Genomic DNA, 24,791 nt, shown 5'->3' on the forward strand with positions numbered 1-24,791 from the left:
CGCCCATCCGTTTCTAGGTGCCGTTTTTCCGCGCCGAGATGATCTGCAAAAGAGCATCAGCGGCTTTGCTGCGATAGCGTTCTTTGTGTCGCAAACCGAAGAAGGTGCGGGGGCCAAGATCAAACGGAGCAGCATGAAGTTTTCCGCTGGCGAGGGATGGGGCAACCACAAGGGAAGAAAGAGCAGCCAGTCCGGCGCCTGCCTCAACAGCCGTCCTTACGCTTTCGTTTGATGGCAGAACCAGACCTTCCTTCAGGGTCTCAGGTTTTACGCCGACAGCCCGCAAACTGGTATCAAGCGATGAGCGTGTGCCCGAGCCACGCTCCCGCATGATCCAGGTCGCATTTTGCAGCCAGCCAGCGTCCACAGTGTGCGTTCCGAAAGGTTCTGCCTGCACGAGTTGCAGGCGATCTTCCGCGAGTGGCCACTGCGCGAGTGCGGGGTCATCCACGTCGCCTTCGACAATTCCAAGATCCGATTGTCCCTCTCGCACATGCGCTGCGGCCTGCGTCGTATTGCCGATTTCAAGCGTAATAGTGATGTTGGGAAAGGTGGCGCGAAAGGCGACCAGTATTGGTGGGAGCCAGTAGGCTGCGATGGTCTGGCTGGCGACAACGCGAAGACTGCCGCGATTGAGTCCGCTGAGTTCATCAAGTGTGTTTTGCGCCGAAGCTGCGCTTGCAAGAACATTGCGGGCTTCTTCCAGAAAAATCTGGCCAGCATCCGTTAAAGCGATGCCTCGCCCCACGCGATGGAACAGCTTGATGCCGTGCCGTTCTTCAAGGGCAGAAATTGCGGCTGAAGCAGTGGACTGCGTGACGTTCAGCGCTCGTGCAGCGGCCGTCATATGTTCGCGTTCGGCGACGCCAACGAAAATGCGTAACTGCTCTAGCGTCATGATCGTCCTCAATAGCAATCAATCGTTTTTAACGAATGAACTAACTTAATCAATTTGTTTTATTGATGATTTATGAGCGGATATCTGAAGGGCAGGAGAAAACGATCATGCCCCGATGTCTCGCTGTTCCGAAATTTCAGCCCGCTTATCGCACCCTGCCGGGAATAGGATTGTGCCTTGCAGTGAGTGCTGCTGCATCATTGCTAGAAGCTGGTGAGCAGGTTCTTTTCGGCAAGGCATGGCTGGAGGCCCTCGTCTTGGCGATTTTGACCGGAATGGCCGTGCGCAGCCTCTGGTTGCCGGGGGATAGATACCAAGCCGGCATTGCTTTCACCGCGCGCTATTTTCTGGAGATATCTGTTGTTCTGCTCGGAGCGCCAGTAAGTGCGGCAAACCTGCTGGCAGTCGGGCCTGTCCTGATTATTGGCATCATGGTGCTCGTAGCGACATCACTCATCATGAGCTTCGGGATTGGGCGGCTTATGGGGCTTCCACCCCGCATGGCGCTGCTCATTGCCTGCGGCAACTCGATCTGTGGAAACTCCGCAATTGCAGCTGTTGCGCCTGTTATTCGAGCAGACGGAAAAGACGTTGCCGCGGCGATTGCTTTCACTGCAGTGTTCGGCGTTCTCACGGTGTTGGGACTGCCATGTCTTGGCTTACTCTCAGGTATGAGTGGCAGCATGTTCGGCGCATTCGCTGGACTGACGGTCTATGCTGTGCCGCAGGTCGTCGCTGCCACGGCCCCGCTCGGTACCATTGCTGTGCAGACAGGCATGATCGTCAAACTGGTGCGCGTTCTGATGCTTGGGCCCGTGTGTTTCGGGCTTGGACTGGCCTCTCCCGTTTTCTTTTCCGAACGTAAAAATGAGACGTCAGAAAATATAAACGCATCAGTCAGGAAAGGCGGAATTTTCCAGTTTGTGCCGTGGTTTATTTTGGGTTTTCTCGCGTTGGTAGCGTGCCGCTCACTCGGGCTAATTCCGTCGTCACTTGGCAGCCCCATCAGTCACATCGCAACAATTCTGACGGTAACGTCCATGGCGGCTCTGGGCCTCGGTGTTGATGCCCGCAGCGTTGCGAACGCTGGCCTGAGGGTGACAGGAGCTGTCATCCTGTCACTGTTGGGACTGGGCGCCATCAGCTACGGTATGCTGGTATGGCTTCACTTCGGTTAAAGTTGACGGTCCCGCTTGATGCGGTCCCATGCAGCATTGATCCGGGCCACGCGTTCCTGCGCACGTTTGCGCTCCAGATCCGTCATGGGTTTCTGGGCAATAACATCCGGATGGTACTCGCGGATAAGCGTTCGCCATCGAACGCGGACTTCCTTGTCAGACGCTGTACGCGTGATGCCGAGAACGCGATAGGCATCCGGCTCGCCAGTGCTGGCAGCACGGCTGTCGCCACTTTCTGCGCGTGTCCATGCTCCAGACGACAGACCAAACGCACGATGGACACGCTGAAGAAAATCAATTTCTTTTGGATGGAGCTCCCTGGATGCTCCGGCATCCGCACGAGCAATCCGGAAAAGGGCCACCATCAGGTTTTCCAGCGGTGCCTTGTCGTCTCCGTAAGCTGAGCCCATCTCGCGGGCGTACATTTCAAAATCGTCCGTTCGCTCCCGTGCGCGGTCGAACAACATGCCAACTTCACGCGTATTGTCGGGTGGAAACTGGAAGCAGGTTTTGAAAGCATTGATTTCGGAGCGATTGACCGGCCCGTCAACCTTCGCCAGCTTTGCGCACAGCGCCACAAGGCCAATGGCGTAAAGCTGATCTTTTTTGCCCATGGCAGCCGCAATTTTTGCAGCTCCAAAAAACGCTGCACTGTTCGGGTCAGGACGACCCCGTGCAGGAAAGCGTTCGCTCCACCCCCCGGTGGAAGGATTAAGCAGAGAGCCACTGTCGGCGGCATGCCCAAGGGCTGCTCCCATCAGTGCCCCGAACGGGCCGCCGACTGCGAAGCCAGCAACACCACCGAACATTTTGCCCCAGATAGCCATATCGACAATCTAGCATGGTCCCGGAAAGCGGCAAATGACAGATCGGACATGTGCCCTCCACAGAAAGAACTGGATCTCCCGCAGGCTTCGGGTGTTGAAGGAGCATCATGAAAAACAAGGTCACCCCAGTTATGTCCGATCAGACGCAGCATCTCCCCGTCGCTCAGCCTTCGTCGGCAGACGACTATGAGGAGAAGATGCAGGCCCTGATTCGCAAACTTCCTGAATGGATGCAGAAGACGCTGAGCTGGCTACGGGAGCCAGAGCGTAAATGGATTCGTATTCCGGCTGGTATTCTGTTCATGCTCGGAGGCTGCATGGCGTTCTTACCCGTTCTGGGTGTGTGGATGATTCCTGTAGGTATCCTGCTTCTTTCCGAAGATATTCCGTTCTTCCGTCGTTTGATGGAGAAAGCTCTGAACTGGATCCAGAGAAAGCACCCTGACTGGATGGATCTTCCTCCGAACGCGAAGTAATCCGATCAGTCTTCGGCCGTTTTTCGCGCATCCATAAGGGCTGCAACACGGAGAGCTGAAGCCAAGGGGCGGTCTGGTGTGCGTTTGGCGTCAATCGACGCAACGAGGGCCGCAAAGCTCAGGGCCCGCTCCGTAGCCATCTGATCCAGGACTGCCCAGAATTCTGGTTCAAGCGCGACGGACGTCCGATGTCCTGAGAGCGAAAGGCTGCGTTTGACGAGGTCACTCATGTCAGGCGTTCCAGTGCCCAGCGGGCCGTTTCGGCAATATCGGGATCGGGGTCAGACTGAAGAGCCTGCGCTGAGGATACGAGGGCAGGATCGTTCGAGTTGCCGATTGCGATCAGAACATTCCGGACAAACCGGTTGCGACCTATGCGCTTGACCGGCGAGCCCGAAAAAAGCGTGCGGAAAGCTGCGTCATCGAGGGCTGCAAGTTCTGCAAGTTTTGGCTCGATCAGTTCCGGTCTGGCCTGAAGCTTGATGTGGCGGGACGCCTCGGCAAAGCGGTTCCACGGGCAGGCGGAAATGCAGTCGTCGCAGCCATAGATGTGGTTGCCCATTTTTTCCCGCAGGTCGTGCGGGATCGGCCCTTTGTGTTCGATTGTCAGATACGAAATGCAGCGCCGGGCATCCATACGATAGGGACCAATGAATGCGTCCGTCGGGCAGGCTGTCAGGCAACTCGTACAGGTGCCGCAGCTTCCGCCTTTTGGCTCGGACGGGCTTAAATCCAGCGTCGTGTAGATTTCCCCCAGCAAAAGCCATGAACCATGGGTGCGGGAGACCAGACAGGTATGCTTACCCTGCCAGCCCAGATGAGCCTTTTCCGCCAGAGCGCGTTCCGAAACCGGGGCCGTATCGACGAAGACCTTCACCTGCGTAGTCTCATCGCCCAGCTTCACGACGAACTGCGCCAGATGCTTCAGCATCCCTTTGATGACGTCATGATAGTCCCGATTACGGGCATAGACGGAGATATTGCCCCGATCCGGCTGACGCAGCGTTGCGTCCGGGTCTTCGGCTGGTGCGTAACAGACGGCAAGGGAAATGACGCTGCGAGCTTCGGGCCAGAGGGTCTGCGGATGGCTGCGCTGTTCAATGCGCGTCTCCATCCATTCCATCGTTCCGTGATGGCCCTGGGCAACAAAAGCGCGCAGGCCAGCTTCCACATCCGGGCCAAGCTCCGCCGCGCAGAAGCCCACGGCATCAAATCCCAGATGCCGGGCGTGGTCCTCGATCCGTTCCTCAAGGGAACGTCCGGGGCGGGAAGGGGATGGGCGTGATGTCATGCGCTCAGCAGATGGATGGAAAGCAGAATCAGCAGTTTACGCCATCTTTCCCCCAACGGGCCAATCAGACATGATGGGATGTCTTCATTCTCCGATGAGAGAACCGGTTATGCGTCGTTCCTATGTCACCCTGGATGTTTTCACGGACCAGCTTTTTGGGGGCAATCCTCTGGCGGTCGTGCTGGATTCAGCGGGGCTTTCCACCGAGCAGATGCAGAAGATTGCCATTGAGTTCGGCTATTCCGAGACAACCTTCGTGCTCCCTGCGGTAGAGGCGGATCATACGGCGCATGTCCGTATCTTCACGCCAGCCGGAGAGCTGCCATTCGCTGGTCATCCGAATATCGGCACCGCTTTTGCCTTGGCGCGACAGGCCGAAGCGCAGGGGCGGGAGCTGCCGGAAACGCTTTTGTTTGAAGAAAAGGCCGGCCTGGTTCCTGTGCGGCTGGAGCGTGAGAACGGACGGGTCGTTCGGGCGGAGCTTATGGCGCCGGAAGCCATGACACGCCGGAGCCGGATGATTCCTGAAAATGCGGCTGCGTGTCTGGGGCTTGAACCCGCAGATATTCGTACGGATCACCACGCGCCACAGGTTGTTTCGGTCGGGCTGCCGTTCCTGATTGTTGAGCTTGCGTCTCGCGACGCTCTGCGTCGCGCCCATGGAGAGTTTGCCGCGCATCGCAGGCTTCTCGCCTCCAACGGGATCAGTTCCGTGTATGCCTACACGCGCAATGCGGGGGAGAGCGCCTTTGAAAAAGGCAGCGACATTCAGGGGCGCATGTTCTCGCCATTGGATGGCATTGCCGAGGATCCCGCGACGGGGAGCGCCACAGTTGCCGCCGTCGCGTTCCTGTCTGCGCTGGAGAATGGAGCGGATCTGTCCCTGACCTTCACGCAGGGTGTGGACATGGGACGACCAAGCCTTCTGGACGCCAGAACAGAAGCGGGCAAGGCTTACGTCGCCGGTTCCTGTGTCCCTGTCATGGATGGATTTTTCAGTTTGGAAAGCGAAGTCTGAGAACGGTCTGTTGCAGAGTTTATAACGGTCTTAAAATATCTTGTCAGGGGCGTGGGCAGTCGGCATCGTGCCACCATGCGATGCACCCTTCCTTCCGTTCTTGTAGCGGCTGCCCTCTCCCTGACGGCCCTGTCTCCTCTGGCAAGGGCCGAAGCTCCGTCTGCAGTTGAGCAGACTTACAACACCGTTCGAAATGATCCGGTTCGGCTTGGTCTGTTTCTGCGGGCCTTTCCCAAAGGCGCAGATCTGCACAATCATCTCGTAGGGGCGATCTACGCAGAAAACATGCTGAACTGGGCGGCCCAGGATGGCTTGTGCGTCTCTCTCAAAAGCCTTGAGATCCTCAGTCATGCATGTCCGCATCCGAAAGAGGGTGAGATGCCAGCAACGGCTCTGGCTGGAAATCCGGATGCTGAAAGTCGCCTGATTGATGCCATGTCCATGCGGGATTTCACGCCATCGCCGACTGACCGCTCAGGTCATGACCACTTCTTCGCAGCTTTCAGGCACTTTGGGTCGATCGATGCGGCCCATCAGGGCGATATGTTGGCAGAGGCCATGGATCGTGCCGCCCACGATCATATCACCTATATCGAGCCCATGATTTCACCGGCTCTTCCCGCGATGATCCATGCTGGCTTCAAACATCCGATGAGTGGTGACGATTTCGCCGCTGCTCATAAAGCGCTGGAGCCGGAGATTTCTGCTCTTGTGACGCAGGCCCGTCAGGAAACGGATGCCATGGACAAGCAGGCACAAACGGTTCTGAAATGCGGCACGCCCGAGGCTCATCCGGGTTGCAGCGTGAGTGTTCATTACCTTTTCCAGGTTCTTCGTACGCTGCCGCCACAGGCAGTCTATGCCCAGCTTGATGCCGGATATGCGGTCGTTAAGGCCGATCCCCGATTTGTCGGCCTCAATATTGTGGCGCCGGAAGATGATGCCATCGCCATGCGGGATTACACCCTGCATATGCGGATGTTCCAGTTTTTGTCGCAGGTCTATCCGGGGGTGAACCTCAGCCTTCATGCCGGTGAACTCACTGGCAAGCTCGTTCCGCCGGAAGGCCTGAAGCATCACATTCGGGAAGCCATCGAAATCGCTGGTGCCAAGCGCATCGGCCATGGCGTCGATATCGCATCGGAAGATGATGTTACCGGGCTGCTGGCCGAGATGGCTAAGAAGCACGTCATGGTGGAAATCAACCTGACGAGTAATGACGAGATCCTGAACGTGAAGGGCGCTGAACACCCGCTGCCGCTCTACCGCCGGGCCGGGGTTCCCGTTGCACTTTCAACGGATGACGAAGGCGTCTCCCGTGGTGATCTGACGCAGGAATATATCCGGGCCGCTCAAACCTACAATCTGAGCTATGCGGACCTGAAGCAGATGTCCCGGACGGGTCTGGAATATGCGTTTATTCCAGGGCAGAGCCTTTGGGACAACCATCAGGTCGGTAAGCCTGTTGCCGCCTGCCAGACCGTATCTTCATCTCAGCCTGAGAGCGGCCCTTGTGCCGATCTGTTGAAAACCAGCGAGAAAGCCCGCCTTCAGTGGCAGCTTGAATCGCGGTTTGCCGCTTTTGAAACTTCTGCTCCTCACGAAAGCCTCTATCAATGAACCGCCTGAAAACTCTTCTCGGGGCGACTGCCCTGTCCGTCCTCGCAGTTTCAGGCAGCGTCTCCAGCGCATCTGCCAAAACGCGGCCTATTCCTGTGCGCGTAGTTGTGGTGACGACCTTCGAACTTGGCAAGGACACGGGCGACACGCCGGGCGAGTACCAAAACTGGGTTGAGAAGCTCCCGCTCTCGCAGGAAATTCCTGCGCCCGGTACGGACCATGATGTCATGCACTACAACCCGGAACTGCATGTTCTGGGTATCGCGTCCGGGGAAGGGCCGGAGCACATGGCATCGGCCATCACGGCGCTCGTCCTTGATCCGCGTTTTGACCTGAAACATGCCTATTTTGTTCTGGCCGGAATTGGCGGTGTTGATCCGAAGTTCGGTACGGTCGGCTCTGCCATCTGGGCGCCACGCGTGATTAATGGCGGTCTGTCGCATCTGATTGATCCGCGGGAAATTCCGAAATCCTGGCCGGATGGGTTTACGCCGGTTCAGGGCAGTCTCCCGGATGAGAAGCCGCGTCCGCCTTTGCATTCTGTCAGCGGGGACATGGTTTACACGTTCAACCCGCAGCTCGTGCAGTGGGCCTATGGCCTGACGAAAAACATGACCCTGCCGGATACGCCGGGCCTTCAGGCATCCCGCGCGCGTTACAAGGGTTACCCGGAAGCCCTGAAGGCACCGTCGGTCATGGTCGGTGACACCATTTCTGGTGAGACCTTCTGGGTTGGCGAGAAGATGAATGCCTGGGCAGAGCGCTGGGTGCGCTACTGGACCGACAATCAGGGAACATTGGCCACGACGGCAGAAGAAGACGTTGCGTTCTGTCAGGCGCTTGCTGCACAGGCTAAGGCGGGTCGAGTAGATCCCCAGCGTGCTCTGATCCTTCGGACGACCAGCAATTTTGACATGCAGTATCCGGGCCAGACGGCGGCTGAATTGCTGGCGGAAGAAGCGCACGAAGGCAGCTACTCGGCGTTTATTCCATCTGTTGAGGCAGCCTATACTGTCGGCAGTGTCGTGGTGCGCGAGTTGGCCACGCATTGGGACAAATACGAGAAAACCATCCCGGGTGCAGAATAACGACCAGCTCCTGTGTTGAAAGGAAAATGCTCGCCAGATTGAACTGGCGGGCATTTTTTGCGTGTATGCGCTTAAGACATAGTTTGTCGTGAACAGAACGCTTTAGTTTCGATTGATTGGATTCCCATGACTCTCGACGTTTCTTCCGCCATTCTTCAGCGCCGTGCGACCAAGCATTTCGATGCTGCGCACAGCATGCCGGAGAAAGACCTCGAAACTATTCTCGGTCTGGCGCGCCGGATGCCGACGGCCTTCAATATCCAGAACTGGCGCTTTGTGGCTCTCAAGGACCCGGAGTTGCGCAAGCAGGTGCGTGCCGTCTCGTGGGATCAGGCTCAGGTGACGGATGCGTCTGCGCTGATCGTTCTGTGTGCGGACATCAAGGCATGGGAAAAGTCGCCAGAGCGCTACTGGGAAAACGCCCCGGATGCTGTTCGGGAGTACATGGTTGGCGCCATCGACCAGTATTACCGGGGTCGCGAGCAGGTGCAGCGGGATGAAGGCATGCGCTCCTGCGGTATGGCTGCTGCTGCCATCATGTTGGTGGCCGAGAGCATGGGGTATGGAACCTGCCCGATGGATGGTTTTGACTTCGATGCCGTCGGCAAGCTTATCAATCTGCCAGAGGACCATGAGATCGTCATGTTCGTGGCGATCGGAAAGGCCGCGTCTGCTCCGAAGCCATCGGGCGGGGCGCTCCCGGTTTCCGAAATCATGATCGAAAACCGGTTCTGATAAATCGGCTCTGGATGGTGCTGTTGCACTGTCCAGAGCCTGACGGCCTTAATTCTGGCCCGGGATATGCGTCCGGTACGTCGCCCAATGCGCGATCAGTTCATGGACAACCGGCTCACCGGCACGCTCGTTGTTGTCGAAAGCCAGTTTCTGGCCGGGCGCTTCGTCCCCGATGCTCTCGGTGATCGGCACGCCTGGGGGCGGCATGTCAAAATTGCTCCCTGAGCGCAGAACCATGACGCGGTTCAGATCGACATATCCCAGACGGGCGAGTGTCCGCATATCGATCTGATAGGTCTGGCTTTCCTCATTGGTCATGACGAACTGACCCTGATCTTTTGTCCACAGCTTGACCCATTTTTCCGCCCATTCGTTGCGGGACGGGCCATGCCAGTAACGAAGCGCCCCAAGCGTCTCACCCATAATGAGCATTGGCGGCTTCTGAGCGTTGGGGAAGCCTTTCCAGGCCTTCCGGCGCTCGGCAATAGCAGGATCGTCTGCCATTGGAGTGTTTTTGCTCAGGTTGAAGGCCCAGTTCGCCAGACCCTGATTGAGTGGATACGCCTTGCTGAGTTCCGCCACATCCGTGACAGAGCCATAATGGTTTGCGTTGGCTGGTAGCGTGTCCGGCTTGTCTGCCCCGATGGCATACAAACCATACGGCCAGCCTTTCGGAACCGTGCGGTCATCGATTTCCCGCAATGCGTCTCCATCTACAACCCAGCGTGCCCAGGCCACACTACCCACGGACGCGACATTCGGGTTCACGCCAGAAATGCCGGTAAAAATCCAGTAGGTGTGCGTCAGATCATAATGCGGATCGAGCGCAAGCGCGTGCAGGTCAATGCTGCCGCTTTTCAGGGCGATGCCGTAAACGCCATCTGCATTGCGGCGGAGCTTTTCCTGTACGCCGCGAATGGGGCGTTCTTCATCAAGATGGAGACGCTCCACCCAGTCCTGATATTCGCCTGGCTCATCGCCCTTGTCTGCGCCGACTTCCCAGTTGGCGACAACAAGAACTTTGATTTCTTCCTTATGGGGCGCAGCCAGAGCGCTGCCCGCACAGAGAAGCCCGGCAAAAGCCAGGCCTGCATTAAAGCGTTTCAAATCCGTATTCCCCAAAGCCGAAGGTCGTTGGGGAAACACATTATTGGAACAGGATCAGAATGAAAACTTACAAAGCGAGAGAGGGCATGGGCCATTCATCTTCGGTCCAGTCTCCTTTGGACCAGTCCTCGCGCAGTTTGATTGCCAGTTCGTTCAGCGTACCATCCACGATAGCGGCGCGGATCTGCCGCATCAGGCGCTGATAATAGGCCAGATTGTGCCACGTCAGCAGCATTGGGCCGAGCATCTCACCAGCACGGAACAGGTGATGCAGATAGGCACGCGTGTAACGGCCCGCCATCGGGCTGTCGTCATGCGGTGTCAGCGGGCGCGTGTCTTCAGCAAAGCGTGCGTTGCGCAGGTTGATGTAGCCGCGCTCCGTATAAGCTCGCGCCGTACGGCCAGCACGCGAGGGCATCACGCAGTCGAACATGTCCACACCACGCATGACCGACCCCAGCAGATCGTCCGGCGTACCAACGCCCATCAGGTAGCGCGCCTTGTCCTGCGGAAGCATGGGCGTTGTGAAATCAAGGGTCGAGAACATGAGTTCCTGACCTTCACCCACCGCCAGACCACCAATCGCATAGCCTTCAAAGCCGATCTCCGTCAGCGCCTTGATGGAATATTCGCGCAAGTCTCGCTCGGTGCCGCCTTGCACGATGCCGAACTGGCCATAGCCATCACGTGCCACGAACGCCTCACGTGAGCGGGCCGCCCAGCGCATGGAGAGTTCCATGGATTTGCGGAGTGCTTCTGGCGTGGCGGGGAGGGCCGGGCACTCATCGAACGCCATGCTGATCGTGGCGTCCAGCTTGTACTGGATGTCCGTCGAGATCTCCGGCGACAGGCGATGCTTGCTGCCATCAATATGGGACTGGAAGGTCACCCCGTCCTGATCGAGCTTGCGGAGCGCGCCGAGAGACATGACCTGAAATCCGCCGGAATCCGTCAGGATCGGGCCGGACCAGTCCATCATCTTGTGCAGGCCGCCCAGCTTCTGCACGCGGTCCGCCGTCGGGCGCAGCATCAGATGGTAGGTGTTGCCCAGAACAATGCCTGCGCCCGTGGAGCGAACGGCATCCATGGTCATGCCCTTCACGGTGCCAACGGTACCAACCGGCATGAAGGTCGGGGTCGGGACGGTGCCGTGACGAGTATGCAGATGGCCGGCGCGGGCCTGTCCGCAGGTTGCTTCCGGAACCCACGTCATTTTTGTGGCCTGTTCGGTCATGGTGCTCGCTCCAGAAGGCAGGCATCGCCATAGGAATAGAACCTCAGTCCGTTGGCGATGGCGTAGGCATAGGCCTCACGCATGGTGTCGGTGCCGCTGAACGCGCAGACCAGCATAAAGAGCGTCGAGCGCGGCAGATGGAAATTGGTCATGAGCAGGTCCACCGCCTTGAAGCGATAGCCCGGCTTGATGAAAATGGACGTCTCGCCCCGCCAGGGCTGAACCGTACCGTCTTCGAGCGCCGCACTTTCCAAGAGGCGGAGAGACGTGGTTCCGACAGCAACAACACGGCCACCTCGGGCGCGTGTTTCGTTGATGGCCTGCGCCGTCTCCGCGTCGATCTCGCCCCATTCTGCGTGCATACGATGCTCGGCGATGGAGGATCGGACAGGCAGGAACGTGCCAGCGCCCACATGAAGCGTCAGCGTTCGGCGCTGGATGCCTTTTGCGTCGAGCGCGGCGAGAAGGTCTGGCGTGAAATGCAGACCGGCAGTGGGAGCCGCCACAGCCCCGCGATGCTTGGAAAAGATCGTCCGGTAATCGCTGTCATCCTGCACGGTCGGCCCGAAGGGACGGTCGATATAAGGCGGAAGGGCCAATGCTCCCACGCGTTCGAGGAACGCATCGAACGCATCCCCTTCGACGGAAAAGCGGATGCTGACGGCACCATCGCCTTCATTTTCCACAACGGAGGCCGTGACCGGATCATCGCCAAAATTCAGCGTATCGTTCGGTTTCAGCTTGCGGGAGTTGCGGGCGAGGGCATGCCAGCTTCCGTCAGCCAGAATCCGGTCCAGCGTGATGCCGATTTTCGCCTCGCCGCGCGTGGCGGAGAGCTGGGCACGGATGACGGCAGTATTGTTGGCAATCAGCAGATCGCCTTCCCGCAGCAGGCCAGGCAGATCGCGTATGATCCGCAGATCGGGTGCTTCTCCGGACCGCACATGCAGCAGCTTTGCGCTGTCACGCGGTCTGGCGGGTTCGGTCGCAATATGGTCGCGGGGCAGTTCGAAATCGAACGTGGCGAGTTCATCCGTCATGGGATGCTCTCTAGCAGGTTCAGCCAACATGAAAACGCCGGACCAGCCGACCCGGCGCATCTTTTCGGTCAAAAGGCGATTTTTTTTGGCGTCAAGCCGTCGAGGTGGATGCGTTTCAGGCGCCCTGTTCACCCTCATGAACAATAACAGGCTCGTTCATGACCGGGAAATTGACCGATCGTGCGATGAAGCACATGTCGTGCGCCTTGTGATGCAGCTCCAGTGCTTTCTCGGCGTCTGACTTGGCGGACAGGGTGACGCGTGGATGAAGCGTTACGGACGTGAACTGCCCAGCGCCGGTGCGTTCTTCTTCCATTTCGCCGGTGGCATGGTCTTCGTATGCCGTGACGACGATGCCTGCCTGCGCACAGAGCCCTAGAAACCAGAGTTTGTGACAGGCCGACAGGGACGCCAGAAGCAGATCTTCGGGATTCCATCGGGCAGGATCTCCGCGAAAAGAAGGATCAGACGAACCTTCAATCGTCGGCTTGCCAGGCGCCATAATATCGTAATCGCGCGTGTAGCTGCGGGCAGAGGATGTGCCGGTTCCCGTATTGCCGGTCCAGATAACTTTCACGGAATAAGTGTGCTGTTTTCCGGCCATGTTTGATCCTGCCTCTTGCTGTCTTCCTGCCCTGACGGCAGGAAGACAGTATGTTCATCGGGCTTTGGGTAATGCAAAGGCCACGACTTCATCGCTGTTGCGCGTTTTTAGCCCACCGTGGCCGCCCACAGCCAGCACGACATATTGTCGGCCGTCTTCGCCCATATAGGTCAGCGGCGTGGCATTGCCGCCGGCATCCAGTTCTGTCTTGAAAAGCGTATGGCCGTCATGCCCATCAAGAACATGGAAGCTTTGATCGGCCAGCGCCCCCATGAATACCAGACCATTCGGCGTGGTCACGCTGCCGCCCATGGAGAAGACGCTGGTAGGCAGGCCAACGGGCATCCGCAGCATGTTCGTCGGGCCAACATTCTTCGTTGTGCCCAAAGCCCGCTCCCAGATGACCCGACGGTGAACAAGATCAATCGCCTGCATCTTGCCCCATGGGGGTGCCAGGCATGGAGCGCCAAACGGGCCAAGCCATGGCTTCACGACGGCCGCGAAGGGCAGGCCATGCTGTGGGTTGTTTGTGAAAACAGGTTCTGGATAAGGCTGGGTCCAGTCATGCCAGGATTTGTAGAGCCCTTTGGCAAGAGCTTTTTCCTGCGGCACCAGCGTCATCAGGAACGGAATGAACGTGGTGTTGATATACATGACACCGTGCGTCGGATCGATGGTGCCCCCATACCAGTCTGCCACGCCATCAAACGCTGGAAAGCCCACGGTTCCCTGCTGGCTCGGCGGTGTGAAAAGGCCCTTGTCCCGCATGGAGCGGAAGGCAATGCGGCAGAACATCTGATCGTATGGGGTCGCGCCCCACATATCATCTTCTGTCAGATTAGGGCGGCGCAGATTGGGCATGTCGACGGACAGTGGCTGCGTCGGCGAATAGTGCTCGCCCGGCGTGTCCCCGGCAGGTACGGGGGTTTCCTGAACGCGATAGAATGGAGCACCGGTACGCCGGTCCAGCACGAAGAGTTCGCCCTGCTTGGTTGTTTGTACCAGTGCGGGCGTCAGGGTGCCGTGGGCATCTGGCAGATCCACCAGAGATGGGCCGACGGGCAGGTCAAAATCCCACAGATCATGATGAACGGTCTGGAAATGCCAGCGCTCCTCGCCCGTCGTGATATCCAAGGCGACAAGGGAGCTGTCATACTTCTCGTCAAAGCTCCGGCGCTTGCCACCGAAATAGTCAGGCGTGGCAATCCCGAGCGGGACGTAAACCATGTTCAGCCCGGCATCGGCCGTATAGACGCCCCAGCCATTGGCGGTGCCACGGGTAAAGACTTCGCCCGGATCCAGAGGTTTGTTGGTCGGTGTGCGGCCCATGTCCCAGGCCCAGGCCAGTTGGCCCGTAATGGCGTCAAAGCCACGAATAACGCCGGAGGGCTCGCCAACCGTCTGATCATCATAAACCCAGCCACTTGTCATGATGCGGTTATGCAGCACCATGGGTGGGGAGGTGATGAAGTGAAAGCCGGGTGGAATAGCTCCCATCCCACCCCGGAGATCCACAACGCCATGATCGCCAAAACTTTCGCAGAGTTTTCCCGTGTCTGCATCGACTTCAAACAGGGTTGGAGGGGAGCTGGAATTTGTTGAGACGATGCGATGGGCGCAATCCGTTCCCGGCGCATTGACGTAGGACACGCCACGACAGGCCTGATAGATGTTCTTGCCGAATTCCCCACCCGGCGAATATCGCCAGATTTCCTTTCCGGATGTTGCATCCAGCGCCACGACATCTCGGTGTGGCGTGCAGAAAAACAGCCGGTTGCCGATTTTGATTGGGGTTGCTTCAAAGCTGAATTCCCGCCCGCGGGAGTTCTCGCCAGCGCGTGGCAGATCCTTGCTGTGATAGACCCACGCCACTTTCAGGTCGTGTGCGTTGGAAGCGTTGATCTGGGTTGGCATGGCAAAGCGGTCTCCTGCCGGAGAGCCGCCATAGAACTGCCAGTCATTGGCAGCCTGCTGGTCCGCGCCCGGAAGGGTCGCACCGGTCTCACCGGGGAACGGATTGAACTGGTGGTCGCGCGATGCAGTAATGTGCCAACCGCAGGCAAACACGAAGACAAAGAGTGCCGCGCAGAAGGCCATGCCGCCTGCAACAACGGGTTTGTCGAAGGAGCGACGCTCCGTGCCCTGGAGCAGTCGTCCCGTAATCCATGGACTGAATACCCACAGGCCCATCCCCGCTGGCAGGGCAAGAGGCGGGAGAAGGCGCCAGCCATCAAGGCCTACGCGCCCCAATGCCCAAACAAGCGTATAAAGCAGGAGGGCGGCATAAACTGCGGAAGCACCGGGGTGAAGCCGGATCATCAGAATGCCGGACGCCACCATGAGGACGCCTGCGACGGCGTAGTAGAAAGAGCCTCCCAGCCCAATCAGCCAGAAACCGGGCAAGGCCAGACCCAGGCCGAGCAGAACGAGTAAGATGCCAGTTACAAGGGGCAGGAACGAACTGCGTCGAGGCGTAGGCGGCATGGAATTTTCCTTCGGGGTAACCGAAAGGATTAATCCCGCACGGGGGAGCGCAGTTTCCTAAAAAAGAAAATAGGGCGCTCTTTTACTCAAGACTGTTTCAGATCGACTTCAGTGCGCCACCATCAACACGGATCATGCTGCCGGTTATATAGGCAGCACCCGTACTGGCGAGGAAAGCCACAGTCGCACCGAACTCTTCGACAGTGCCGTAACGTCCAACGGGGATATTGCGGGCCTTTTCTGCCTGAACGGCCTCCGGTGTTTTGCCCGCCTTGCGGGCTTCGGCCTCTGCCAGGAAATGGGTTCGATCCGTTGTAATATGGCCGGGCAGAAGCATGTTGACCGTCACGCCATGGGGCGCCACTTCCGTCGCAAGCGTTTTGGACCAGCCCGCGAGTGCCGAGCGTAATGTGACGGAGACGCCAAGCCTGATATTCGGCTCAACCACAACAGCCGATGCGATGGTAAGGATGCGCCCCCAATGGCGCTCCTTCATACCGGGCAGTACTGCATCCGTAATTCGGAACAGACTCAGAACCATGGTCTCAAATTGCTGTTTCCATGTGTCTACAGAAATGCCCTCAACACCTGATGGGGAGGGGCCGCCAGTATTGTTTACGAGAATGGAAATATCCGGGTGCTGTGTGCGGATGGCCTGAACGCATTCCTCAACGGAGGTGCTGTCCGACAGATCAACCGGCAGTGTAGCCGTCTGAACGCCGTGCTGGCGGGCAATTGCCATGGCAGCTTCTGTCAGCCTGTTACTGACGCGTGCAGCCAGAACGATATGAACGCCTTCTGCTGCTAGTGCCTCCGCAACGCCCCGGCCCAGACCCGAAGATGCGCCAAGAACAAGAGCTTTGCGGCCGGAAATCTGGAGGTCCATATCAGAGTATCCTTAGGGGCAATGTAGAATTGAGGAAGGTGAGCGGGTAACGATCAGCGCATCCCCGGCTGTTTCTTGACCGTCTGCCAAAGCGTTTCCAGCGTTTCCAGATTTTGCTCGCCCATTGTTTTACCCTCAGAGGCCAGGCTGGCTTCCATGGCTTCAAAACGGCGCGTGAACTTCCGGTTGCTGCGACGTAATGCGGCTTCCGGGTCAATGCCCAGCTTGCGTGCCAGACTGGCGACAGTGAACAGGACATCCCCGAGTTCGTCTTCGATCCGGTCGCGGTCTCCGTCCAGTTCAGCTTTAAGTTCGCTGATTTCCTCTTGCACCTTTTCCAATACGCCTGACGCATCATCCCAGTCGAACCCGACGCGCGCTGCACGGCGGCACAGTTTGGCGGCTCTGACCAAGGCAGGCAGGTGCTGGGCCACACCAGCGAGTGCGCCATATTCCGCTTTGGCGTGGCGCTCGGTTTCTTTCGTGCGTTCCCACAGGTCTTCGTCGTGTTCTACATCGCTGAAGATGTTGGGATGACGGCGGACCATCTTGTCAGCGATCTTTCCAGCAACGGTTTCGAAGTCAAATTGGCCCTTTTCTTCAGCCATTTGAGCTTGGAACACGACTTGTAGCAGCAGATCCCCGAGTTCATCCGGCAAGGAATCACTGTCATCCCGGGCGATGGCATCCATCACCTCATACGCTTCTTCTATGGCGAAGGGCGCAATGGTTTCGGGTGTCTGTGCCACGTCCCACGGGCAACCGCTCTGCGGGTCGCGCAGGCGCTTCATAATGTCCAGAAGGCGGTCAATCTGACGGACGGGGGGGGTCTGGGTCATAACAGCTCCTGGGTAATGATCTGGCGTCTGGCCTGACCCAAAAGCATACTCTTTCGTTGCACAGACAGAAAGCACAGAGCGCACGAACTGCTCTCACGGGATGACAGCACCAAGGGTAACGCTATAAGAAGGCCAGCCCGGCTGCTTGGACAGGCCGGACATTTTTTGCAGACCGGATTTAAATACATGGCCAGGATCTTTATCGACGGAGAAGCAGGAACCACGGGGCTTGGCATACGCCAGCGTATCGAGGCCCTGCCCGAAAGTTACGGTTTCGAACTGCTATCGATTGATCCGGCTCTGCGAAAAGATGCTGAGGCACGGCGTGCCCTGCTGGCGCAGGCGGATATTGCCATTCTCTGTCTGCCAGACGATGCCGCGCGTGAAACCGTTGCTCTGGCAGAGGGTCTGAACGTCCGTATTCTGGATGCAAGTACGGCGCACCGGATCGCCGATGGCTGGGTTTATGGTCTGCCGGAACTGGATGAAGATCAGGGCGCTCTGATCCGCGGTGCGACCCATGTTGCGAATCCTGGCTGTTATCCGACGGGTGCAATTGCACTGTTGCGGCCGCTGGTTCGCGCTGGACTTGTCCCAGCAGACCACTCCATCTCCATCAATGCCGTATCGGGTTACAGTGGGGCAGGGCGCTCCGCAATCGAGGCGCATGAACGGGATGGCGGCCCGGCATTCTTTCTTTATGGGCTGACGCTGGAGCACAAGCATCTTCCAGAAATCCAGCACTATTCCGGCCTGACGCGCCAGCCGGTGTTCGTGCCGTCTGTAGGGCACTTTCCGCAGGGCATGATTGTGTCCATCCCGCTTCACCTTGCGGATCTGCCCGGCCATCCGACGCCGCGCGATCTGGAGGCAACGCTTGAAAAAGCTTATCGCGGGTGTGACCATGTGCGAGTTCTTCCGTCTGAACCCAAACTTCTGGCAGATGCGCTGGCCAATACGGACAACATGGAGCTCCGTGTGCACGGCAATGCGCAGGGAGAAAAAGTAGTTCTGACCGCGCGTCTCGACAATCTGGGCAAAGGAGCCTCTGGCGCTGCGATCCAGAATCTGCTTTTGATGCTGGGTCTCTGATTTTCCACGGTTTGGGATTTTTTTTTCACGGTCTGGTCCTTTGCTCAGGAATGCACTAGGGTCTGGGCCGTTCGCGCGAGAGTGGCGGAACGGTAGACGCAGTCGGCTCAAAATCGACCGCCGAAAGGCATGGGGGTTCGAATCCCCCCTCTCGCACCACAAACCGGGCGCACCAGTCTGGCTGCACCCGAGGACCGTTTAGCCCGGAACGAGCATGTCCAAGCCGACTGTCAGACCTTCCCGCCCGTTCTTTTCCTCTGGTCCGTGCGCAAAACGCCCTGGCTGGTCCCTCTCGGCTCTGGATCAGGCCCTGCTGGGACGGTCACATCGTGCCCCTGAAGGCCGTGCGCGCCTGAAGGAAGTCATTACCCGCTCAAAAAATATCCTAGGCATTCCCGCAGACTGGCGTCTGGCTGTTGTTCCGGCTTCGGACACCGGGGCGGTTGAGATGATTCTCTGGGCCATCGCCGGTGAGCGCGGCATGGATGTACTGTCTTTTGAAAGTTTTTCCGGAACATGGGCGCAGGATCTGCGGGACGTTCTGAAAATCGAAGATCTTCGCGTGCTGGACGCTCCTTATGGAGAGCTTCCGGATCTGGCGGCTGTGGACTGGTCCCGCGATGTCGTCCTGACCTGGAACGGTACAACGTCAGGCGTTCGCATTCCGAATGCAGAGGCTATTCCCGTCGAGCATGACGGTTTGATCATCTGTGATGCAACATCCGCTGCTTTCGCCATGGACCTTCCTTGGGATCGTCTGGATGTTGTCACCTGGTCCTGGCAGAAGGCCCTCGGCGGTGAAGCTGCTCACGGCATGGTGGCCATCAGCCCCCGTGCTGCCGCTCGTCTGACAGAGGCCTCCCCACGTCCGCTGCCCAAGATTTTCCGTCTGACGGGAAAGAAGGGCCTGCTAGAGGCAGTGTTTGAAGGGGATACCATCAACACGCCTTCCATGCTGTGCGTCGAAGATGCTCTGGATGGTTTGCGGTGGGCAGAATCTGCAGGTGGTCTCCCTGCTCTCAAGGCGCGCTCGCAAGCCAGTCTGGCCGTCGTAGCGGAATGGGTGGAAAAGACGGATTGGGTGTCCTTTCTTGCGTCCGATCCTGCAACGCGGTCCTGCACGTCAATCTGCCTCAAAATCGTAGCACCCTGGTTCGAGGCCCTGTCGTCTGAAGCCCGGGCCAAGGCTGTCAAGCACTTGACCGGGCTGGTCGCGCAGGAAGGTGCAGGCTATGACCTCGCGTCTTATCGAGACGCCCCTGCTGGTTTGCGGATCTGGGGAGGAGCCACCGTTGATGCAGCGGATATTCAGGCTCTCCTTCCGTGGCTGGACTGGGCGTATGAGTGCACGCGCGAGGAGTTTGCTGCATGAGCCTGTATTCCGAGACCCCTAGCGCTGCCCTTCTGCCGTCTGGCTTCTCTGACCTTCTCCCGGGTGAAGCCGAAGCTGAGGCGCGGGGTATTGCCTGCGTCATGGAAGCCTTTTCCCGCCATGGTTATGAGCGTGTACGTCCGCCCATGCTGGAGTTTGAAACTTCCCTTCTGAATGGTTCAGGCGGTGCGCTCTCCACTCAGACGTTCCGTCTGATGGACCCAAGCTCTCATCGTATGATGGCTCTTCGGCCAGATATGACGACGCAGATTGCTCGTATCGCCAGTGTCCGCCTTCAGGATGCTCCGCGCCCGCTGCGTCTCTCCTATTCCGGAAGCTGTATCGTCATCGGCACGCCAGGACGTGAAGCTGACCGTCAGGTTTCTCAGGCTGGTATCGAACTGATTGGCCCGGATTCTGCACAGGCTGATGCTGAAGTGGTGGCGCTGGGCGCCAGAGCACTTGAGGAACTGGGCATCAAGGGTGTGTCCTTTGACCTCTCGATGCCAGCTCTGGCTCTGGGCCTGATCGAGACTGCTATTCCTGAAGCGGACCGGGAAGATCTGATTCAGGCGCTGAACCGCAAGGATGCAGCATCTGTTGCTGAACTTGGCGGCTCAATCGCGGACACTCTGGCGGTTATGCTTCAGGCCGCAGGTCCTGCCAGTCGCGCGCTTGATCTGCTCGCTTCTCTCGATTTTCCGGCTTCCGTCCGTCCGCATTTCGAGCGTCTGGTTGCCTCCGTTGCCGCTATTCGCGAGCGCGCACCGTCCTTGCGTTTGACGGTAGATCCCGTGGATTTCCGGGGATGGCAGTATCATACCGGACTATGCATCACGGTCTTTTCCACCACCTCGCGTGAAGAACTGGGTCGTGGTGGACGGTATATTGCGGGTCAGGAGCCAGCCTGTGGTTTGACGTTGCGTCCGCAGGCGCTGTTGCGTGCGGCTCCTGTGCCTCCGTCCCGTCCGCGGTGCTATGTGCCCGTTCGGCTGGAGGATGAGGCCATGGCAGCCCTCCATGCTCAAGGTTTTGCGACGGTTTCTGCACTTGAAGTAGATGCAGAGCCTGATGCCGAAGCGCGCCATCTGCGCTGCACTCATGTCTGGCGGAATGGCGCAGCGCACGCGCTCTGACCCCCAGTTTTTTCTAATTTCTGCTCTGCATACCAAGTCGAGGAAGCCAGCTCATGTCCAACGTCACCGTGATCGGAACCCAGTGGGGGGATGAGGGTAAAGGCAAGATTGTAGACTGGCTTGCCAGCCGCGCCGATATCGTTGTCCGTTTTCAGGGTGGTCACAACGCTGGTCATACGCTGGTTGTCGGCGATCAGGTCTATAAGTTGTCGCTGCTGCCATCGGGTCTCGTGCGTGGCCAGATCGGCGTAATCGGCAATGGCGTCGTCATCGACCCGAAGGCCCTGATGTCCGAGATTGACCGTGTGACGGCGCAGGGCCTGAAGGTCACGCCGGAAACGCTGTGGATTGCTGAGAATGCTCCGCTGATCCTGCCAGTCCATGGTGCGCTGGATCGTGCGCGTGAAGCTGCTCGCGGTGATCGCAAGATCGGCACGACTGGCCGCGGTATCGGCCCGGCTTACGAAGACAAGGTTGCACGCCGTGCCATTCGCGTCTGTGATCTGGCCGAGCCGGAGACGCTGGACTGGAAGCTGGACGAAGTGCTTCTGCATCACAACACGCTGCTGGCGGGTCTGGGTGCTGAGACCTTCACGAAGGAAGAACTCAAGGACTTCCTGACGGAATTCACACCGCGTCTGATGTCTTTCGCATGCCCGGTCTGGGACCGTCTGGACGAAGCACGTCGTGCTGGTCGTCGTATCCTGTTTGAAGGTGCACAGGCCGTCATGCTGGACGTCGATCACGGCACCTATCCGTTCGTGACGAGCTCCAATACGGTTGCTGCGGTTGCTGCGTCTGGCAGTGGTGTCAGCCCGTCTTCCATCGGCTTCGTGCTGGGTATTGCCAAGGCATACACAACCCGCGTGGGCGAAGGTCCGTTCCCGAGCGAGCTGTTTGATGACGTTGGCCGCACGATCGGTGAGCGTGGTCATGAGTTCGGCACGGTTACTGGCCGTCCGCGTCGTTGTGGCTGGTTCGATGCTGTCATGCTGCGCCGTGCAGCCCGCGTTGGTGGCGTCACGGGTATTGCCCTGACGAAGCTGGACGTGCTGGACGGTCTGGAAGAAATCTCGATCTGCGTTGGCTATGAGCTGGACGGCAAGAAGATCGATACCTTCCCATCCGCTCCGGGTGCACAGGCCCGTGTGAAGCCAATTTATGAGACAATGCCAGGCTGGCAGGAAACCACAGCGGGCGCCCGTTCGTGGGGTGAGCTGCCGGCACAGGCCATCAAGTATGTTCGTCGTATTGAGGAGCTGATTGAAGCTCCGGTTACGCTGCTGTCCACCAGCCCGGAGCGTGATGACACGATCCTGATGCGTGACCCGTTCGAAGACTGAGTTTTTTCTGAACGGGAAACCGCCGTTCCGTTAACGAAGCCTCAATTCCTGTCCGGCATAGAGTGTCAGACAGGAATTTGATGGAACGGACATGGATTACACTCAGGGAGATGACAGCCCCGAACTGCTGATTGCAGACCGTTACCTGGTGAATACGAGCCAGAAACAACCTAACCTCAGCGGCTGTCCTGCCTGGGTGGCTCAGGATATTACGGCCACAGGTTCAACCTGGCTGGCTCTGGCACCGTCCATGCCATCTCCCCATCTCTCTGATCTTATGTTTTTCCGACATGAGAGTGTCATCGGCCTGCATGCCCATGAGTATCATGCAGGCTCGCTCTGGGTGCTATGTCCGCACCCTCCCGGACCGTCCCTGAAAGACAATCTGGGCGTCTGGTCTGAAAGCCAGATCATTGATGGGGTTATACGCCCTATTGCCGATGCTCTTGAGAAGCTCTCTTCCATGGGGCTGACCTGTCGCGGGATCCGGCCAGATAATCTGTTTGTTGGGCAGGGGCTGCATCAGGTGGTGGTGGGCCCGCTTGGGGTTGCCTGTAACGCAGAAGCGCAGCCTGTCCTGTTCGAGCCTTTGTCTTCCGCAGTCTGTCATCCAACGGCGCGGGGAGGTGGGACAATTGCCTGTGACATCTTTTCATTGGGAGTACTGGTTCTCTCCCTTTGCATCGGGGAACTGCCTCTGAGGGGCATGTCAGATAACGAAATTCTGCAACGACGTTTTGAGGTGGGTTCTGCTGAGGCCTACATGCAGGGGCATAATGTTCCCGCAGGTCTGGTCTCCCTTCTGGAGGCCATGCTTTCAGACAGGCCCGAAAACAGACCCTCTCCCAATGACCTTATAACGATTGCGCCGAGCAAGCTGTTTTCAATCCGGCCTGATATTCCCGCGCGCTCGCCGCTGGTCATTGGCGGTGTGGAGGTCAGAACACCACAGGCACTGGCATGGTATGCCGGGAAATATCCCAATGAGTTCCTGTCTTTGCTTCAGCGAAAAATTGTCAGCCAATGGTTACATCGAGAGCTGGAGCTGTCGGTCATGTCCAGCCTGATCGAACAGGCTGGAATTGCGTTTTTGCCATCCAGCGGAAACAAAGCCGTCGACCCGACGACAATGGTTGTGACACGGGCCATTGCCATTCTGGACTCTGCCGCTCCAATGTTCTGGGCCGGACACTGGTTCTGGCCATCCGCCATTCCTCATATGTTGGCGTGTGCCGAAGCCGGACGGTTCCCGCCTGAAGAGCAGCGCAATATTCGTGGGATAGCGGGCTTCCTGATGACGAGCCCGGAAGTGTTTGATGTTCCTTCGCTGCCCGCATTGCAGGCAAAGCAGATCAATGATCTCGCGACTGATGCGCGGCGAACAGGTGCAAAGGGAATGGAGCAGATCCGTCGTGTACCTTACGACGTGAATGTCTATCAGCCCTGCCTGTCTTCTCGTTGCCTGAAAGAACGGATCTCGTTGTCAGCGGGTCTGTTGCAATGGCTGGATCGGCACGTTTCTGAACAGGAGCTCTCTGCCGACGACCTAGGGCGTTCAGGCTTTCTGGACGATCAGATGCGGACCTTTCTGGAAAGTCATTGCGCGCGCCAGGGAATCATCCCACTTGCTCAGTCCCAGAAAGCGGGTCTTCCGTCCTGGCTTTCGGATCTGACATTGATGGCTGCGGCCCAGCGACGTTTCGACAAGACGCCCCTCAGTGCTGTGGCAAAGCGGGCGCTTTCTTTGCTGGAAAACGAGCTTAAGCAATGGCGAAGCAAAACGACGAGAGCAAAGCGTCGTGCCCGGCTTTTTCAGCTGGCCGAAACGGGAAATCTTACGAAGTTTCTTGATAACGTCACTGACCCTGCCGGCTTGCAGCATGATCGCAAGTTGGCTCGACAGGCTGAAGCAGAGATTGCACATCTTGAGAAAATTCTCGAAGAGGAGCCTGTCCGCAAAGCTGTCCATGAAAAACAGGCCCGCAATGCTGGAGAGTTCTTCTCACTCTTGATCGGGATTGCTGCCGCGATGACCAGTATCTGGCTGGAGTTTTGTGAATGACCCGCCAGTCAGTGCGTTTGCGTGTAACGGAGGCGAGTTTCAAATGGTGGCACGGCCTCATTCTTGGCCTGCTTTTGGCATATGTGCCGGGCAGTCTGCTTGTGGGCGGTGTTCTGCTGCTGCCCCTGATCGTGCTTCGATTCATCGATCCGGATGCTGATCGGCAGCGGATCATGATTGTTCTGTTTTATCTGGGGGCTGTCATGGTTCATCCCTTGAGGGAAGCATGGTTGTCACATGGGGATTGGGAGGCCTGTACCCAGCAAATTATGCAGCCAATGCTGCTTGTGATGGACTGGATGGCCGTTGGTGTGGCGTGGCTGGTCGCTGAAGCGTCTGCCATTGGTGCCAGACTTTGGTATGCGGATTATGTTCGCAGAGAGCGCAGGGCCATCGAAAAGAAGACCGACGCCCTGCGAGAGGAATGGCTGACTTCAGACGGTGAGAGGCAGCCCTGAAAG

Annotated in this window: 23 protein-coding genes and 1 tRNA gene; 13 read left to right on the top strand and 11 right to left on the bottom strand. The window is 58.1% G+C overall.

Annotation, left to right across the window (positions count from 1 at the left end; genetic code table 11):
• Positions 1-13: 13 nt before the first annotated feature.
• Positions 14-898, bottom strand: a complete 885-nt coding sequence (locus tag ABDK75_RS03015) for a LysR substrate-binding domain-containing protein (RefSeq protein WP_346004937.1) — start codon at positions 896-898, stop codon at positions 14-16.
• Positions 899-1,005: 107 nt separating this feature from the next.
• Between ABDK75_RS03015 and ABDK75_RS03020 the strand changes: the two genes are divergently transcribed.
• Positions 1,006-2,076, top strand: a complete 1,071-nt coding sequence (locus ABDK75_RS03020; RefSeq protein WP_346004938.1) for a YeiH family protein — start codon at positions 1,006-1,008, stop codon at positions 2,074-2,076.
• On the opposite strand, the gene ABDK75_RS03025 is transcribed toward ABDK75_RS03020, so the two are convergent.
• On the bottom strand, positions 2,073-2,903 hold the full coding sequence (locus tag ABDK75_RS03025) for a TerB family tellurite resistance protein (RefSeq protein WP_046900812.1): 831 nt from the start codon (positions 2,901-2,903) through the stop codon (positions 2,073-2,075). The two genes, ABDK75_RS03020 and ABDK75_RS03025, sit on opposite strands and share 4 nt — an antisense overlap.
• 107 nt (positions 2,904-3,010) lie before the next feature.
• Here ABDK75_RS03025 and ABDK75_RS03030 point away from each other — a divergent pair, with 107 nt between their 5' ends.
• Positions 3,011-3,379: a hypothetical protein gene (locus ABDK75_RS03030; protein ID WP_046900813.1), complete on the top strand. Its 369-nt coding sequence runs from the start codon at positions 3,011-3,013 to the stop codon at positions 3,377-3,379.
• Between the two features lie 5 nt (positions 3,380-3,384).
• Here the strand turns inward: ABDK75_RS03030 and ABDK75_RS03035 are convergent, their stop codons facing one another.
• Together ABDK75_RS03035 and queG are read right to left on the bottom strand one after the other, a co-directional pair.
• The gene (locus ABDK75_RS03035) at positions 3,385-3,609 is read right to left on the bottom strand and encodes a ribbon-helix-helix domain-containing protein (RefSeq protein ID WP_086633354.1); all 225 of its coding nucleotides are present in this window, start codon (positions 3,607-3,609) and stop codon (positions 3,385-3,387) included.
• Complete coding sequence (queG, locus tag ABDK75_RS03040) at positions 3,606-4,670, bottom strand: tRNA epoxyqueuosine(34) reductase QueG (protein ID WP_346004939.1); 1,065 nt, start codon at positions 4,668-4,670, stop codon at positions 3,606-3,608. Before queG ends, ABDK75_RS03035 begins: the two co-directional genes overlap by 4 nt.
• Before the next feature lie 109 nt (positions 4,671-4,779).
• On the opposite strand from queG, the gene ABDK75_RS03045 reads away from it, so the two are divergent.
• The 4 genes from ABDK75_RS03045 to ABDK75_RS03060 all read left to right on the top strand — a co-directional run bounded on the left by ABDK75_RS03045 (position 4,780) and on the right by ABDK75_RS03060 (position 9,131).
• Positions 4,780-5,688, top strand: coding sequence for a PhzF family phenazine biosynthesis protein (locus ABDK75_RS03045; protein WP_346004940.1), 909 nt, complete (start codon positions 4,780-4,782; stop codon positions 5,686-5,688).
• Between the two features lie 75 nt (positions 5,689-5,763).
• Positions 5,764-7,308, top strand: a complete 1,545-nt coding sequence (locus ABDK75_RS03050; RefSeq protein ID WP_346004941.1) for an adenosine deaminase — start codon at positions 5,764-5,766, stop codon at positions 7,306-7,308.
• Positions 7,305-8,396 (top strand): purine nucleoside permease, encoded by a 1,092-nt coding sequence (locus tag ABDK75_RS03055; RefSeq protein ID WP_346004942.1) that lies wholly within the window; start codon positions 7,305-7,307, stop codon positions 8,394-8,396. Before ABDK75_RS03050 ends, ABDK75_RS03055 begins: the two co-directional genes overlap by 4 nt.
• Before the next feature lie 126 nt (positions 8,397-8,522).
• A complete protein-coding gene (locus tag ABDK75_RS03060) occupies positions 8,523-9,131 on the top strand; it encodes a nitroreductase family protein (RefSeq protein ID WP_339408293.1) in 609 nt (202 codons plus the stop codon).
• Positions 9,132-9,179: 48 nt separating this feature from the next.
• On the opposite strand, the gene ABDK75_RS03065 is transcribed toward ABDK75_RS03060, so the two are convergent.
• The 7 genes from ABDK75_RS03065 to mazG form a co-directional block, all read right to left on the bottom strand.
• Complete coding sequence (locus tag ABDK75_RS03065) at positions 9,180-10,238, bottom strand: purine nucleoside permease (protein WP_346004943.1); 1,059 nt, start codon at positions 10,236-10,238, stop codon at positions 9,180-9,182.
• Positions 10,239-10,305: 67 nt separating this feature from the next.
• Positions 10,306-11,472: a tRNA guanosine(34) transglycosylase Tgt gene (gene tgt / locus ABDK75_RS03070; protein ID WP_346004944.1), complete on the bottom strand. Its 1,167-nt coding sequence runs from the start codon at positions 11,470-11,472 to the stop codon at positions 10,306-10,308.
• Positions 11,469-12,512 carry a tRNA preQ1(34) S-adenosylmethionine ribosyltransferase-isomerase QueA gene (queA, locus tag ABDK75_RS03075; protein ID WP_346004945.1) on the bottom strand — a complete coding sequence of 348 codons (1,044 nt, stop codon included), beginning with the start codon at positions 12,510-12,512 and terminating at the stop codon, positions 11,469-11,471. Before queA ends, tgt begins: the two co-directional genes overlap by 4 nt.
• A 115-nt stretch (positions 12,513-12,627) precedes the next feature.
• Positions 12,628-13,116, bottom strand: coding sequence for an OsmC family protein (locus ABDK75_RS03080; RefSeq protein ID WP_346004946.1), 489 nt, complete (start codon positions 13,114-13,116; stop codon positions 12,628-12,630).
• Between the two features lie 54 nt (positions 13,117-13,170).
• Positions 13,171-15,600, bottom strand: coding sequence for a membrane-bound PQQ-dependent dehydrogenase, glucose/quinate/shikimate family (locus ABDK75_RS03085; RefSeq protein ID WP_346004947.1), 2,430 nt, complete (start codon positions 15,598-15,600; stop codon positions 13,171-13,173).
• A gap of 97 nt (positions 15,601-15,697) precedes the next feature.
• Positions 15,698-16,486 carry an SDR family oxidoreductase gene (locus tag ABDK75_RS03090; RefSeq protein WP_346004948.1) on the bottom strand — a complete coding sequence of 263 codons (789 nt, stop codon included), beginning with the start codon at positions 16,484-16,486 and terminating at the stop codon, positions 15,698-15,700.
• Between the two features lie 53 nt (positions 16,487-16,539).
• Positions 16,540-17,325, bottom strand: coding sequence for a nucleoside triphosphate pyrophosphohydrolase (gene mazG / locus ABDK75_RS03095; RefSeq protein ID WP_346004949.1), 786 nt, complete (start codon positions 17,323-17,325; stop codon positions 16,540-16,542).
• 186 nt (positions 17,326-17,511) lie between these two features.
• Here mazG and argC point away from each other — a divergent pair, with 186 nt between their 5' ends.
• The 7 genes from argC (at position 17,512) to ABDK75_RS03130 (ending at position 24,788) form a co-directional block, all read left to right on the top strand.
• Complete coding sequence (gene argC, locus ABDK75_RS03100; RefSeq protein WP_046900824.1) at positions 17,512-18,417, top strand: N-acetyl-gamma-glutamyl-phosphate reductase; 906 nt, start codon at positions 17,512-17,514, stop codon at positions 18,415-18,417.
• A 75-nt stretch (positions 18,418-18,492) separates the two neighbouring features.
• A tRNA-Leu gene (locus ABDK75_RS03105) sits at positions 18,493-18,576 on the top strand.
• Positions 18,577-18,631: 55 nt separating this feature from the next.
• Entirely contained in the window at positions 18,632-19,789 is a 1,158-nt protein-coding gene (locus ABDK75_RS03110) for a phosphoserine transaminase (RefSeq protein ID WP_211498720.1), read from the top strand.
• Positions 19,786-20,925: an ATP phosphoribosyltransferase regulatory subunit gene (locus ABDK75_RS03115; protein WP_099211890.1), complete on the top strand. Its 1,140-nt coding sequence runs from the start codon at positions 19,786-19,788 to the stop codon at positions 20,923-20,925. The genes ABDK75_RS03110 and ABDK75_RS03115 overlap by 4 nt, the downstream gene beginning before the upstream one ends.
• A 53-nt stretch (positions 20,926-20,978) precedes the next feature.
• Positions 20,979-22,268: an adenylosuccinate synthase gene (locus ABDK75_RS03120; RefSeq protein WP_046900827.1), complete on the top strand. Its 1,290-nt coding sequence runs from the start codon at positions 20,979-20,981 to the stop codon at positions 22,266-22,268.
• Positions 22,269-22,359: 91 nt separating this feature from the next.
• A complete protein-coding gene (locus ABDK75_RS03125; RefSeq protein ID WP_346004950.1) occupies positions 22,360-24,330 on the top strand; it encodes a protein kinase domain-containing protein in 1,971 nt (656 codons plus the stop codon).
• Positions 24,327-24,788 (top strand): hypothetical protein, encoded by a 462-nt coding sequence (locus tag ABDK75_RS03130; RefSeq protein WP_346004951.1) that lies wholly within the window; start codon positions 24,327-24,329, stop codon positions 24,786-24,788. The genes ABDK75_RS03125 and ABDK75_RS03130 overlap by 4 nt, the downstream gene beginning before the upstream one ends.
• Positions 24,789-24,791: the final 3 nt, after the last annotated feature.

Source organism: Gluconobacter sp. OJA, assembly GCF_039638325.1.
Lineage (GTDB): Bacteria > Pseudomonadota > Alphaproteobacteria > Acetobacterales > Acetobacteraceae > Gluconobacter > Gluconobacter cerinus.